The following is a 13,212-nucleotide window of genomic DNA, read 5'->3' on the forward strand; positions in this document are numbered from 1 at the left end:
TTGTGTTAGAACCTCAACAATGCGAGCTTGCTCTTACAAATCAATAGGCTACATCCAAACGGGAACAGCCCCTAGCAGATTGACCACGTAATCTGACTTGAGCGCGCCATGCCTTTCCACGCTGAATGATTGTTGCCACCGACTCTTCTCTTGGTGCAAATTTGGTGCAATATTTTGCTACTAACTGCATGTGGCTGGCAATTACTGATGAGAAATAAATGAAAAAAAACCTTTGAAATCAACAATTTGATAGCGTCTGATTCTCGTGGAGAATCCTGGCGAATATGATAAAAAGTCCGGCCTCGGGCACCAATAAAATCAAGTACTTAGCGAGAAATTTGTAATTCCTCCCCAGTGAGGGAGAGGGAAATCTCGCCAAAGTGTCAACGCACGTTTCACCCCCCCTACCCTCTGGTCTGATCTCATACAAAACTTCTCTCACCTGCTGGAAAACCCCGTGGTTACTGGCTTTCGGCCATTTTGGCCTGTGAAAAATCTCTTCACTTCTCTTCAAAAGTGTTCATTTTGTGAAATCTTGAAAATCGCTACAGCCCACAACTGGCGGGGGTTTGCGGTATTTTCCAATTTCACTGGGTAAAGGAAAGCCTAAAACCGGCAGGCGTGGGGAGGAGTGATCGCAGGCCCTTTTCCGCGTTCAAAAAATATACAGATCAATGCATGCCAGCTGATTAAGTGCCTGAATTATCTTGAGTTTGTCGCTTCCAAAGCAAAAAGCGGTAGCACTGTTGGCTTTGCTATGCGATGAAGAGAATTGAAAACCCAGGATGGTAATTTAAGGGCAGGATCTGGCAGCTTTGTGGATCGGACAATGGCGAGGGATGTCTTGCGAGGTTCAGGTCAGGAAAGCTCCTGCTGTTCACCAGAGTATTCCGTAGAGGTAGCCCTTACCACCGGCCTCACCGTCAGGGGATGCCCGGCGTACTCGATATGCGGGTGCAGGTAGGGCTCAAAGGGGGCAGTATCTTCTCCACCGCTCAACCAATTGGCCACAAAATCCTTGTCTGCGGGCGCGACCATGGGCAGGGATTTCTCGTGATATTGTCTGGTCTTCGGGTGTGCCCCGAGGGTGATGATGGCGCAACTCAGTAGATTGCCCCAGGTCTTGTACAGACCACAGAAGAAAAAAGGCTGGCCGTAGCTGAACTCCACCGGGTTCTTACCGTGCTGGCTTTCCACCCAGGCGGTGGCGGGGATCAGGCAGCGGGATTTGCGGTACTCGGGGCGCTTGCCTAGCTTCTGCCAGTTGCTGTTGATCGACCAGTATTTACGGTGCGGCTTCCAATTGTCGCCGTCGCGCTCCAGATACAGGTGCCAGATTGCGGCTTCCACTTCCGGTTCCCCATGCCGGGCAGTGACAATGGAAACATCCTGGGTGGGCCGCCTGCGGCGGCCATACAGCATGCGTTTCGGATGGTGTACTCCGTACTCCTTCAGGAAGCGCTCCATGCCGGCGTGATTGGCCACGTCAAATACACTACACATCGATATCGCCTCCCCTGTCACTGTCATGGTTTCCGGGCTCTTTCGCCAACCGAATACTCTTCATAACAGCCCGGCGAAGCTCCAACCCCTCCGTGATGGCTGCACGCAGATTGCAGCCTACAGCAGCAGAATAGGTGCCATGGTAATCCAGGTAATTCAAAAGCCGTATCTGATACATTGGCTGGTTGTCATGAATAGAAGGCCGACGGCTGATTACAATCGGCTCACCATCGATAATTATAGTCTTGGGTCGCATACCTATCCCTTACAGAAGACTGTATATATATACAGTATAAGCATGCATATCAACGCTTTGTCAAGCTGTCTACACACCCCCGGCAATTAGCAATTGCGGACCGTGATTTCGCGGTATAGTTTAATAAAGATACAAAAGCCCAAAACCGGCAAGCGTGGGGAGGAGTGGCCGACAGCGCTTTTCTTCGCTCAAAAAATGTGCAGACTTGTATGTGCTAACGTGTTAGCACGCTGAATTATTTCAGTTTTCGGGAAGAATGAGCAATCTGTCATAGCGTGTATATTTATTCCCTTTTCTGGCTCCTGTATTCTTTTCTTTCAGTGATAGCAGAGCAGGGACAGCAATGGGACATTACGAACAGCCAAAACCTTACTATCTAAAAGACCGCCGCGAGGTGGCCATTGATATGTTCGCTTCAAAGCAGGATATCACCAAGGCGGACTATATGGCCCTAAAGGTCGTTGAGCAGGTTGAAGAAACCCTCGACAAATACCGTCAAGAAGCTGTCACCATGTCAAGGAAGGAGCTGAGGAGCGAAGAACACGACTCTGCCCGTCTCGGAAAATTCATGGAAAAAAATGGGAAGCCTCACCCCGGTGGGAATTGTGATGCCCATGCAATAGTTTCTGGGGCACACCCAAAAGCCACTCGGCAAAGAGGTATCCTGGCTCGAGTCAGTATCAGGATAGATGATATAAGAAATGGAACTTGGCTCCCAAGGAGAACGGCTGATACTCCACATCCCAAAATGCCAAGTGCTGTGCCCCACTCCCGAATACACAGGAATGGTTATTACCAATGGCTTGGACTTGAGTTCGATACTCTGGACGTAAGCAACCTTACCGGACAGGCTGTAGAAACTCTTCTTAAGGGAATAGAGTATGATCTGAAGTTCTCTAGTTTTCCCAGCTTTGTGATGCTGCCTGCAGATAAACTCTAGGCTTAAGAAACACTATGAAAATCTATCAAGTATTTGAAGATTATGATAACTACATGACCGTGTACTTCGATCCTGATGAGGTTGAAGATAAGCGCGGGGATGATGATTTTATCATTTTCACACAGCCGCAGTCGTACACTAATGACTGGGTACCGCTGGAGTTGAGTATAAAGGTATGTGATTCTTCTCCTGTGATTCCTACACTTTCCAAGTGGCAAAACTACCTCGTACTTCACGAAGCAGCCTACAAGATTCTTGAAGATATGCTGAAATCCTTCGGGGAGTTTCTTCCTTGCACATACCAAGGAGCCAAGTTTTATCTATTCAATCCACTAACAATCGCTGAAGACCTTGACGCAGTAGTGCCCGGCTCTGTAAAAAGAAAAGGCAACTTACTTTCCGGCATTGCGTTTGATCAAAATAAGCTTAAAGAGGTGCCTGTCTTCAGGACTAAGGAATCCTATATCAGCATTTACTGCACCAGTGCCTTTAAAACTGTGGTTGAATCTGAAAAGCTTGACGGTCTGCTATTCAGTACAAATCTAACTCACTATTAACACGGAAGAACATCCAATAGGTGGACCCAATCGGCAAGGTCTGTTGACCTCCTCCCCGTCCTTTAGGGGGGGGCATAAAAATATTTACATGAGGAGAAGACTAATGAGGCTACAAATTGCAATTTTGGCACCAGTTATTTTAATGTTTTCTGGATGTGCTAGCTTTGAAGCCATTTCAGCGGGTCAAATTGGCTGCGTTCCAGAGGCAATTGCAATATCAGAAAAAAAGCGAGGCTGGATCTCAACGACTTGGATTGCGACATGCAACAATAAACGGCATATTTGTAGCTCATTTCAGGCAGGCGAAAAAACACGTCAAGTTAACTGTACAGCTGAACAAGAATAAGACCTGCACTAACAAACCCTGTCCAAACTTACTTTCTTGACGTTTGACACCCCCCAGCTAGTTCGCTGGGGGAGGATGTCAAATCAACTTATCATTTATATCCAAAATCGAGAGAACTCTTGTATTCTTTTGCTGCCACGAATTACAACCCACTGGACAGCCAGATGAGTATTTACCCCCCCACATTTATTCAAAATAATTCCAGCAAATACAGAAGATTGCCTACTCATCAAACAAGAAAAACCCGTGATACCGGCATCAGCTTAGGCCGGGGCTTGTTCTGCTGTTGCGCCAATAGGTGAAGGTGCTGAGCTTTAGCTCACGCTGCTGGCAGTAGGCTGCTTGGGATAGATTGCTGTTCTTCCAGGCACTGATGTGCTGCTGCCAGAAATCGGATTTACTCTGAGTGGCCATTTAAACCTCCTGATCGTTAAAAATCAGGAGAGTAGAGAAAAGCTGTTCGGTCTTTCAGATGGGGTTACTTGATCGCTTACGGCGTTTCCCGCAACAGCGGCAGGACAACTCCTCTTCCGTGAAGTAGGCGTTCTCAAACATGGGATTACCAGAAACGAAAAAGCCCGTACTGAGCGGGCTTTAGGGAGTTAACAAACTAATCAATCAGCAGGGTGAGTACAAGTCGGGTCACATGGGCCTGGACCGCGTGGAAGTCTAATCTCACCTAAATTAACACCCTTTGAATATACACCATCATTTATGGATGCCGAAACAAGGTAAGTACCTCCGTAATCAACAGAAATCCTTACGGACGGACTCGTAGTTACTCTTTCGTATTGCACACTTGGGTAAGTTAGATTATAAAAGAGCCATGAATATGTAACTCCTACTCCCTCAACAATCGCTTTAGAAAAAGTATCATATGTACTATTTACTTCAGCATAAATTCTACCGTCTTGGCTTAACGCCTTCTTTGAAATTGTTGGTGCAGACTGAACATTAATATTTTTACATAATGTACTATTCAGGCCCAACTCCTCGACTGGAATAGTTAACGACACATAGTTTGAACCACGATTTGGAAAAGTGATACGTTTTTTCGCAACCATCTTAAAATCTTGAAAACTGTAGCTATCAGATCCCGCATAGCCCTCCAAAGTATCGAAGCGAACAGTGCCACTGGCTAGAAGGTTATGTTCGTGCTCATAGGTCTTAGTGGCTCCAACTAAAACATACCTATCTCCTTTCACCTTGGATGTGTCGCCTTTAAGTCCAAGATTACTGCAATAGTCATATGCAAATGGTGTAGCAGAAAAGCTTTGGGAAGAGATCACCAATAGAACAAAGATTCCAGAAAAAAATTTCTTCATGATTATTAACATTTCTTGTTGTAATTTCAAAAATCAAATTTTGGAAAGTTATATAAATTCTAATTTTAGAAAATAATTTATAAATTTACACATTTCAAAAGCACAAATAAATTCTTAATTACAGATCAATCTCCTTTCATATTTTCCTCACAAGAAAGAATACAAGCATAGCTAACCCAGTTCAGCACTAGAGTGAAAATTTTCAGTTAACGCCTGAAAGCAACTGAATAGTACCAAGTTGAGTATTTTCTCGAAAAAATAGTGCTATAAGGAATTCTAGTTATTTTCTTAATTACAATATCTTTGCACCTGCCATCCATCCCTACGCAATTCATCACAACTAAAAATCTACATTCTTAGAATGCGGAATTGCCCTCTGCCCCCTAAAAGGGGGCTATAAAGCCAGCCCTCTCAGAAGGCTGGCCGCGAGATATCTCAATCTATATGTTTCGCTGCAGATCCAACTGGGACTGTCGTTGTTCGAGCTTCTCCTGATACTTTACATACTTGCGTATTATGTCGGCATCAACACCGACCGTATCCACGCAGTATCCCTTTGCCCAGAAATGGTTCCCCCAATACGGCTTCTTTCGAAGATAGGGGAATCGCGTAAACACTCTCAGGGCCGTTTTACCTTTCACGACTCCCAAGAGCTTTGATATTGACACCTTCGGTGGCACTTTCACGAGAAGATGCACGTGGTCTGCTTGGACATTAAGTTCTACCACCCTGCAACGTAGCTGACTGCAATGCACCTGAATGCAGTTGTACACTTCCTGTGCAACCGGCCCCCTTCAGTACTCTATAGCGGTACTTGGGAACCCAAACAATGTGGTATTGGCAATGCCACAGAACATGCGTTAGCTTTTCAAAACGGCTCATGTTATTTCCTTTCGCTCGAATTGTGGGGACAACTCGAACCTATGAGTAACATGGGTCGCCTCTTTCGTAACAGGCAAAGCCGATTACTCATAACCACGCCCTAAGGACGTGGGTTTCTACATCAAACTACATAAATTCAGTACATACGTACGAATTCAACTCGTATCTAGCTGCCTATCGACACGAGATCCAACCATATTTCTAACATCACCCAACCAGCGCCACCCCACGGGAATCAGTACTTCACCTTGTTTTTGCAGTTTGCCAAACAGTGGTAATTGATGATAAATCATTCTTGACTCAGCGGCTTAACTGAAATCCCCAACCAGTCTTGAGGAAACCCCTTCGATTAAAATCATCAGGGCGTACCGCCACATGCTTTAACTGGAAATTGTTATAGAGAATCCACCTGTTCCAGCGCTTGGCTACCGCAAAGCATCTGAGGACTTCATTCATAGGGGCGCCCTGGAGAAAATAGTCAAAATTTTGGACACAAAAAAGCCCCGCCGGATTAATCAGGCGGGGCTTTCAAAAGGGGGGCATCGTCCCGCTGCGCATACTTCGCGGCAGCTTAGCTGAATAAGCATCTTCATGCCTAGGCCGTCAATATATACAGCCTGCATTTAAATACAGTAATTCAGATTAAGCAATTTATTTTTGGTTTTCTAGCTTGACACCTTCATCAAGGTCGGAAAACCCCGCCCTTCAAGGAGGTATAAAAGATTTGATCTGAGCTTATCTAGATACTTTTACGACTGTACCTTGAGCAATAGCACACAATAAAATCGACCCATCCTCAACAACTTTAATTTCGCACTGGCAAACCGATTGCCGGCACTTATGGCCTTGGCATGTGCGCTGAGATAGTTTCCTTTCGCGGGTTTGATGTAGTTAATTTTGAACTCTGATGTCAGAGCATCTCCACCCAAGGCCATACCGCCTGCAAAAGTGATTGCATTGTCTGCAAGATAAGAAAGCACACCACCATGTACGAAACCATGCTGCTGCAAAAGTTCCGGTGTGATGGGAAGCCTGATTTCTACGCTTGATTTATCGGCATGATAGAGTTCAGCATGCAAAAATTGTGTGAATGCCTGAGCATCAAATATTTCTTTTGCCAGACGGAGAATATCTCCCACGGACTGTCCTCTTTTATTAGGCCACTAAGATGACATTAATTTATACAGAATAACCCCTGCACATAACTCCGGCAGCTTTGCACAGGTTAGTGTGTAGAGGTGTACACTGTCAATAGCCAATGGCTGTATTTAAATACAGTTATGCAGCATTCTCCGCCAAATAAAGCGCCTCCATCGTTCCCTCAATGACTTTGCACATATTAATTACCCAGCTTTTGCTTTGATCAGCCTTTCTGCACACATCCTGCATCTCCCACCGGTAGTAATACCGAAACCAAAAAACCAACCACTCCAGCGTGACCTTCTCCTTATCCTGGCGTCTGGCAATCACATTCAGGTAAGCCAATACTGCGGCATCCGTAAGGGCTGCCCTCTCGCAATCTATCGGTACCGGACTCTCCCTGCGCCCTGATAGCATCCCTCGCCCAAATGCTGCCATACAGGGCCAGCTCACTGAGTCCCCCGCACGCTCAGGGTAGGCCCTGGACCACTCCCACAATCGCTCGCGAATGCTGATTTCATTGACATCATTCCCCCTATCTCGATTAACCAACAAATTGTCGGAATCGGCGAGCCCTATGGGGATGCACCCAATCATGCCCACCAGCCGGCGGTAAAGCTCACGGCGGCTCATTTCCAGGGAGAAAACCAGGGCACGGCCCCCATTGAGCGCATTGTGCGCAGCCACCTGCATGGCAAACACGGTTTTACCGGTACTGAGAGACCCCCACTTTTCTAAAAGAGCCAGAATCTGGGCTGCCCCCCCCTGCGGGAACGTCAACCCACACCTCTCCACTATCGCCATAAACCGCTGAACATAGATGGCCTGCGCTGGCTCATGGCAATCCCCACGCTTCAGGCCCCGCCCCTTTGCTCAGAATCTGACCATTGTTAACCAGCCCCAGAATCTCAGGAACTGAAGCTGGCAATCTCAAAGCCTTTGCTTATCACGCCATTCTTATATTTCTCTATTGACATGTTAATTTTATTCGAATATTATTCGAATATTGATCGTAAACTATGATTCCTGATCGTAATCGAGATACTGGAGAACACTGATGCCGCGATCCCTCACAAAAAGTGCCGGCGAACAGGAAGCTATGATCCTGGAAGCAGCAGCGAAATGCATAGAACAAAGCTCAATTCTCGACTTCACGATGGCAGCAGTTAGCAAGGAAGCCGGCCTGTCAATGGGTTCGATCTACAAGCATGTGCAATCCAAGGAAGATGTATTGGTCGCACTGTCAACACGCGCTTTTGCCTATGAACGCAATGTTTTCAAGGATGTGATGAATCTGCCGCTTAGCACGCCTGAACGGCTGGTCGCGACCATGCTTCTAATGTCCGACAAGTTCCACCACTATCCATTTGGGGCACAGTTGAAGATGCTTGTCAGTAACCAAGCTGTGCTTCAACGCGCTTCAAGCGGCTGGATCGAGAAACTTAGGCGTATCAATACCGAGATCGGGCAGGTATTCAGGGCTGCCATGGTTCTAGCCTGTGATACCGGTGAACTCATCACCGATGACAATGACCGGGAAATAATGCTCGACACCATTTCTGTTAGTTTGTGGTCCATGCATGTGGGGTTTGTGCAGGTCGCGTATCAGCGATTTGCGTTCGAACAACACAAGGTCACAGCCAAGTTGCCATTCCCAATCCCCGACAACCATGTGCTCTTAAATGGCGCACAACGACTCATCAATAGTTTCCCCTGGAAAAAACCACTCGAAAATCAGGGCATTAAAAAAGCAAGTGCCTTACTAACAGAGCGAGGCTACCGGTGATAAATCTATTTTCGGAGCTATTGCGATGATTTCACGATGGATAACCATTCTCACAGTGGCTGGTGTGGTTGTGAGCGGGCTTGGCACTTATAAATTTCTTGAAATCAAAGCAGCCATTGATGCAGTAAAGGAACGACCTGAATATTTCGAAACCGTTGAAGCGGCACTGGCTAAACCCACCACACATGTCCCCAAGGTTACTGCGCTCGGAGTGGTGGTTGCGCCGCAACAGGTTACTCTGCGCAATGAGCTGCCAGGTTATATTACTGCCGTTAATTTTCAATCCGGGACCACCGTCAAAAAGGACGATGTCATCCTCCAGCTTGATATCAGCGAACAGCTGGCCAACCTCACATCCGGAGAAGTTCGCGCCAAGCTTGCTGAATCTGTCTACAAGCGTGGTGTTGAATTACGCAAGTCCGATGTCGTCAGCGAGGAAACCACTGAGCGGTCGCTTGCAGATTGGAACGTAATCAAAGCCGATATTGCGGCGACTCGCAGCATCATCAATCGACGAACAATTCGTGCACCGTTTGATGGTGTGATTGGCATCCACCAGCTTGAAGTTGGTCAATACCTCAACATCAATACCGAAATCACAACCCTGGTTGGCAGTAAGAAGGAGATGTGGGTTGATTTCAGTTTACCGCAGTTTTACGGCGAACTCGCTATGGGAACCATAGTCCGCGCACAACTGGTAGGTTCACATGATCAAATCAATAGCGTTTATCTCAATGCAACCATTATTGCTGGTGACTCAACGATTACAGCTGGGTCACGCAGCCGATTGTATCGCGCCCTTGTGACAGAAGGCGCACAACAACTTATCCATAACGCATCCGTCGAAGTCGAGGTGCCTGTTGGGCAAGCCAAGTTATTGTCGGCACTGCCTGTTCAATCCATTCGTAGTGACAGGGAGGGTCAATTTGTTTTCGCCCTTGATCCGGAGCATGAAAAAACCGGATTCTATCGGGCGCGGCGCATCGCTGTTTCTGTGGAAAGCGGGCAACAGGGGAGCGCGCTCGTTGTGGGTGATTTGAACAATGATGACTTGGTAGCCACGGCAGGTTCTTTCAAGTTGTACCCGGGCATGCTCGCACAAATCGGTGATCGGCCAGATCTCACCAGTACAAAGCAGGAGTAGTTGAAGTGGATATTTTCGCTAAACGCCCGGTTATCTCAATCGTTATCTCGGTTGTCTTACTCCTGTCTGGTGGTTTCGCAGCCTTTAAAATCGCTGTTGTACAGTTCCCCCAGCTTGAAAGTGCCAATATCCTGATCACCACCGCCTATCCAGGTGCTTCGCCAAATGTCGTCCAGGGCTTTGTCACCGATCCAGTCGAGCGGACTGCGATGACCATTCCTGGTGTTGACTATGTCGAGTCTACCACCACAGCTGGGCTAAGCAACGTAGCTGTATGGCTGAAGCTAAATGAAAACAGTAGCGAAGCGCTGGCAGAGCTGACCTCAAGACTGAACCAGATTCGATTTGAATTACCCAATGATGCACTCGACCCATCTATTTCTGTGCGCCGCTCTGATCAGCCACAAGCATTATTTTATTTAAATGTGAACAGCGAAGGGTGGTCCCGGTCGACTATAACCGATTATTTAGCGCGTCATGTGCAGCCACAATTGGCTTCGATCGAAGGTATCCAACGCATTGCTCTGGAAGGGGGTCGCGACCCGGCGATGCGGATTTGGCTTGACCCGGCCCGCCTGGCCGTCCTGAGTCTCAGCGCAGACCAAGTTCTTCAGGCATTGTCGAACAATAATGTACTCGCGGCAATCGGTAAAACCGAAAACGCAGGGCAACAAATCAGCCTTCAATCCAATGCCACACTGCGCAGTGTGGGCGACTTTGAGCGATTAATTGTCAGCAACCGGGAGGGTGTATTAATACGCCTTATGGACATTGCTCGGGTTGAACTTGGCGAAGATCGGGGTGATGACCTGTCCCGTGTCGACCAGGCAGAGACCGTCTTTATTTCCGTTTGGAGTCTCCCCGGCGCCAACGCCATCGAAATTGGCGATGAACTCTACAAACGTCTAGAGAGAGTCAATGCAACGCTACCCAGAGGGCTGGATATTGAGATCGCCTTTGATGCAACCATTTATATGCGTAATGCGCTCAAGGAGATCGTGACAACACTTCTCGAAACCGTTTTGCTCGTCGGCCTGGTTGTTTTGCTGCTGATGGGATCGTTCCGCACATCGCTCGTACCGCTGGTGACTATCCCGATTTCAATCCTGGGGGCCATTGGTCTAATCCATGCGATAGGCTTTACGCTCAACCTGTTAACAATACTTGCAATTGTCCTTTCCGTTGGTCTCGTGGTAGATGATGCGATTGTCGTGGTCGAAAATGTCGCACGCCATATGCGCACTGGCAAGTCCCGCCTCGAAGCCGCCCTCACAAGCTCAAGAGAGCTTTTTGCGCCAATCGTTGCGATGACACTCACAATGGCTGCTGTCTATATCCCCATCGGGTTTGTCAGCGGTTTAACAGGAGCGCTGTTCAGGGAATTTGCTTTTACGCTCGCGATCGCTGTTCTGATTTCCGGGGTGGTGGCCGTCACGCTATCCCCGATTATGAGCGCCCAAGTGTGTGCAGATAAGGGTAAGGAATCTGCGGGTTCACGCTTTATGAATTCTATTTTTGATCGCGTACGCAATGTATACCGCACTCTCCTGACCAGCATACTCGTATGGCGCCCTCAAGTAACCTTCATGGCATTCTTTCTTAGTTTGTTGGTTATCCCGTTTTTCCTGTTGTCTGCCAAGGAACTGGCACCGGTAGAAGACCAGGGTAGTATCCTGGTCATCATCGAATCGCCACCAGAGGCGCATGTTCAATACACTGGTAATTACATGCAGGACGTGGTAAAGATCGCCACTGAATTGCCTGGCTTTTCGCAAATGTGGCAGGTCTTGACACCATCAGGCGGTTTTGCCGGTATTGAGTTTATTGACTATACCGACCGGGATTTTACTGTTCAGGAAATACGTGATTCTGTATTTCAGAAAATGTCTGGTATCACAGGCCTGCGTGTATTACCTGTCATGCCCAGCGCATTGCCAGCTGCCGGGCAGTTTGATGTAGAGATGGTCATTCAAAGCCCGGATACTTACGATGAGATGGCACAGTATATTGCACCTCTGATCGACGCAGCTTATGCAAGTGGCCACTTCACGTTCGTCCAGACCGACCTGCATATCGACCAGCACCAAGTCCGCCTGCAGCTCGACCATGATCGCATTGCCGATCTCGGTTTAAATGTACAGCAGGTCAGTGCTCAGTTAGCAGCGCTGATTTCTGATCAGGATGTCAATCGTTTTGACGCCAACGGCAAGTCTTATCGAGTTATTCCAATGGTGGAAGGTTATGCCCGCAGTGATCCCCACACCTTACTCAACCTCCAGTTGATGACACCGGCAGGCGATCTGGTGCCTGTTCGCATGATCGCCACGTTGGAGCGGGACACTGGCCCACGTGCACTCGGAAAATTCAACCAATTACGCTCGTTCAAGATTATGGGTGGCATCCATTCGGGCACCACGACTGATGCGGCCCTATCGGCATTAGAGGCGGCCGCCAAGGACATTATTCCCAACAACTATACGCTTGACTATGCTGGCATATCACGATCATTACGCGCTGAAGGCACAAGCTTTGTCTCTGTACTGTTAATCTCAATGACGTTGGTCTACCTACTGTTGGCAATCCAGTTCAACAGCTTCCGCGCTCCCCTTGTTGTGCTCCTTGGCTCCGTACCACTCGCACTTTCCGGGGCCATGCTGTTTAGTTTTCTGGGTCTTACAACAATCAACATCTACGCCCAGATTGGTTTTATTACCTTGGTGGGCCTGGTTGCAAAGAACGGCATCCTGATCACAGAATTTGCTAACGAACTGCAGCAGCAGGGCTTGATGAAACTGGAAGCGATTATTGAAGCTGCCGCGGTGCGACTACGACCTATCCTGATGACCACACTCGCAACTGTGGTTGGTCATTTCCCGTTAGTATTGGTCACCGGTGCCGGTGCCGAAGCACGCAATTCAATCGGGATTATTCTCGTCGCCGGTATGGTGATCGGCACCCTATTCACACTTTTTATTCTGCCCTGTATCTATATACTGTTCGGCGACACACTCAACACCTATCAGGAACAAGCAACCGGGGAAACTGTCGTCAAGTTTAACGACGAAGGAGTGGTAGCATACAACCCTACTAGATGATGCAATAGTGATCGCCGTTTACTCTGGTTTGATGGTACATGAATACCCTTTGGGCTACTGTTTATCGTGACAGCAAGGTTATCAATCTGTTCGAATATATACAGGTACATCACTGTTCGATTATGTAGCATTTCTTCGTACCGGGATCTCTTAAAGGCATTTTTAGTAAATATCCACCGGCAAAGCCGGTGGCTTTAATCGTGAACCGCTCAAAGCGGTCTGTACGGAACTAACGTTC

The 13,212-nt window shown here is 47.7% G+C and carries 12 protein-coding genes and 1 pseudogene; 6 read left to right on the forward strand and 7 right to left on the reverse strand.

Going from position 1 to position 13,212, the window contains the following annotated elements; all coding sequences use genetic code 11:
• Nucleotides 1-858: 858 nt before the first annotated feature.
• Nucleotides 859-1,503, reverse strand: coding sequence for an SOS response-associated peptidase family protein (locus Q1A48_RS19000; protein WP_299948084.1), 645 nt, complete (start codon nt 1,501-1,503; stop codon nt 859-861).
• On the reverse strand, nt 1,496-1,759 hold the full coding sequence (locus Q1A48_RS19005; RefSeq protein ID WP_299948086.1) for a hypothetical protein: 264 nt from the start codon (nt 1,757-1,759) through the stop codon (nt 1,496-1,498). Before Q1A48_RS19005 ends, Q1A48_RS19000 begins: the two co-directional genes overlap by 8 nt.
• A 343-nt stretch (nt 1,760-2,102) precedes the next feature.
• Between Q1A48_RS19005 and Q1A48_RS19010 the strand changes: the two genes are divergently transcribed.
• The 3 genes from Q1A48_RS19010 (at nt 2,103) to Q1A48_RS19020 (ending at nt 3,602) form a co-directional block, all read left to right on the forward strand.
• Nucleotides 2,103-2,699, forward strand: a complete 597-nt coding sequence (locus Q1A48_RS19010) for an AHH domain-containing protein (protein ID WP_299948088.1) — start codon at nt 2,103-2,105, stop codon at nt 2,697-2,699.
• A gap of 14 nt (nt 2,700-2,713) precedes the next feature.
• Nucleotides 2,714-3,256, forward strand: coding sequence for a hypothetical protein (locus Q1A48_RS19015; protein ID WP_299948090.1), 543 nt, complete (start codon nt 2,714-2,716; stop codon nt 3,254-3,256).
• A 103-nt stretch (nt 3,257-3,359) separates the two neighbouring features.
• Entirely contained in the window at nt 3,360-3,602 is a 243-nt protein-coding gene (locus tag Q1A48_RS19020; RefSeq protein WP_299948092.1) for a hypothetical protein, read from the forward strand.
• A 258-nt stretch (nt 3,603-3,860) separates the two neighbouring features.
• Here the strand turns inward: Q1A48_RS19020 and Q1A48_RS19025 are convergent, their stop codons facing one another.
• From Q1A48_RS19025 to Q1A48_RS19045, 5 genes and pseudogenes are all read right to left on the reverse strand, one after another.
• The gene (locus tag Q1A48_RS19025) at nt 3,861-4,016 is read right to left on the reverse strand and encodes a hypothetical protein (protein ID WP_299948094.1); all 156 of its coding nucleotides are present in this window, start codon (nt 4,014-4,016) and stop codon (nt 3,861-3,863) included.
• Between the two features lie 200 nt (nt 4,017-4,216).
• Entirely contained in the window at nt 4,217-4,927 is a 711-nt protein-coding gene (locus Q1A48_RS19030; protein ID WP_299948096.1) for a hypothetical protein, read from the reverse strand.
• 440 nt (nt 4,928-5,367) lie between these two features.
• Nucleotides 5,368-5,809: pseudogene (gene tnpA / locus Q1A48_RS19035) on the reverse strand (IS200/IS605 family transposase).
• A 749-nt stretch (nt 5,810-6,558) separates the two neighbouring features.
• Entirely contained in the window at nt 6,559-6,948 is a 390-nt protein-coding gene (locus tag Q1A48_RS19040) for a PaaI family thioesterase (protein WP_299948098.1), read from the reverse strand.
• A gap of 139 nt (nt 6,949-7,087) precedes the next feature.
• Nucleotides 7,088-7,729, reverse strand: coding sequence for a DnaB-like helicase C-terminal domain-containing protein (locus Q1A48_RS19045; protein WP_299948100.1), 642 nt, complete (start codon nt 7,727-7,729; stop codon nt 7,088-7,090).
• Nucleotides 7,730-8,006: 277 nt separating this feature from the next.
• On the opposite strand from Q1A48_RS19045, the gene Q1A48_RS19050 reads away from it, so the two are divergent.
• Genes Q1A48_RS19050 through Q1A48_RS19060 form a run of 3 tightly spaced genes read left to right on the forward strand, consistent with a single transcriptional unit; the run spans nt 8,007 to nt 12,974 of the window.
• Entirely contained in the window at nt 8,007-8,735 is a 729-nt protein-coding gene (locus Q1A48_RS19050) for a TetR/AcrR family transcriptional regulator (RefSeq protein ID WP_299948102.1), read from the forward strand.
• 25 nt (nt 8,736-8,760) lie between these two features.
• Nucleotides 8,761-9,879, forward strand: a complete 1,119-nt coding sequence (locus Q1A48_RS19055; RefSeq protein ID WP_299948104.1) for an efflux RND transporter periplasmic adaptor subunit — start codon at nt 8,761-8,763, stop codon at nt 9,877-9,879.
• A gap of 5 nt (nt 9,880-9,884) precedes the next feature.
• Nucleotides 9,885-12,974 (forward strand): efflux RND transporter permease subunit, encoded by a 3,090-nt coding sequence (locus tag Q1A48_RS19060; RefSeq protein WP_299948106.1) that lies wholly within the window; start codon nt 9,885-9,887, stop codon nt 12,972-12,974.
• Nucleotides 12,975-13,212 lie beyond the last annotated feature (238 nt).

Source organism: uncultured Microbulbifer sp. (genome assembly GCF_947489355.1).
Lineage (GTDB): Bacteria > Pseudomonadota > Gammaproteobacteria > Pseudomonadales > Cellvibrionaceae > Microbulbifer.

What these genes read in the sequence shown, in the direction of transcription:
- Q1A48_RS19000 (WP_299948084.1), bottom strand. Translation starts at nt 1,503, where the DNA reads ATGTGTAGTGTATTTGACGTGGCCAATCACGCCGGCATGGAGCGCTTC.
- Q1A48_RS19005 (WP_299948086.1), bottom strand. Translation starts at nt 1,759, where the DNA reads ATGCGACCCAAGACTATAATTATCGATGGTGAGCCGATTGTAATCAGC.
- Q1A48_RS19010 (WP_299948088.1), top strand. Translation starts at nt 2,103, where the DNA reads ATGGGACATTACGAACAGCCAAAACCTTACTATCTAAAAGACCGCCGC.
- Q1A48_RS19015 (WP_299948090.1), top strand. Translation starts at nt 2,714, where the DNA reads ATGAAAATCTATCAAGTATTTGAAGATTATGATAACTACATGACCGTG.
- Q1A48_RS19020 (WP_299948092.1), top strand. Translation starts at nt 3,360, where the DNA reads ATGAGGCTACAAATTGCAATTTTGGCACCAGTTATTTTAATGTTTTCT.
- Q1A48_RS19025 (WP_299948094.1), bottom strand. Translation starts at nt 4,016, where the DNA reads ATGGCCACTCAGAGTAAATCCGATTTCTGGCAGCAGCACATCAGTGCC.
- Q1A48_RS19030 (WP_299948096.1), bottom strand. Translation starts at nt 4,927, where the DNA reads ATGAAGAAATTTTTTTCTGGAATCTTTGTTCTATTGGTGATCTCTTCC.
- Q1A48_RS19050 (WP_299948102.1), top strand. Translation starts at nt 8,007, where the DNA reads ATGCCGCGATCCCTCACAAAAAGTGCCGGCGAACAGGAAGCTATGATC.
- Q1A48_RS19055 (WP_299948104.1), top strand. Translation starts at nt 8,761, where the DNA reads ATGATTTCACGATGGATAACCATTCTCACAGTGGCTGGTGTGGTTGTG.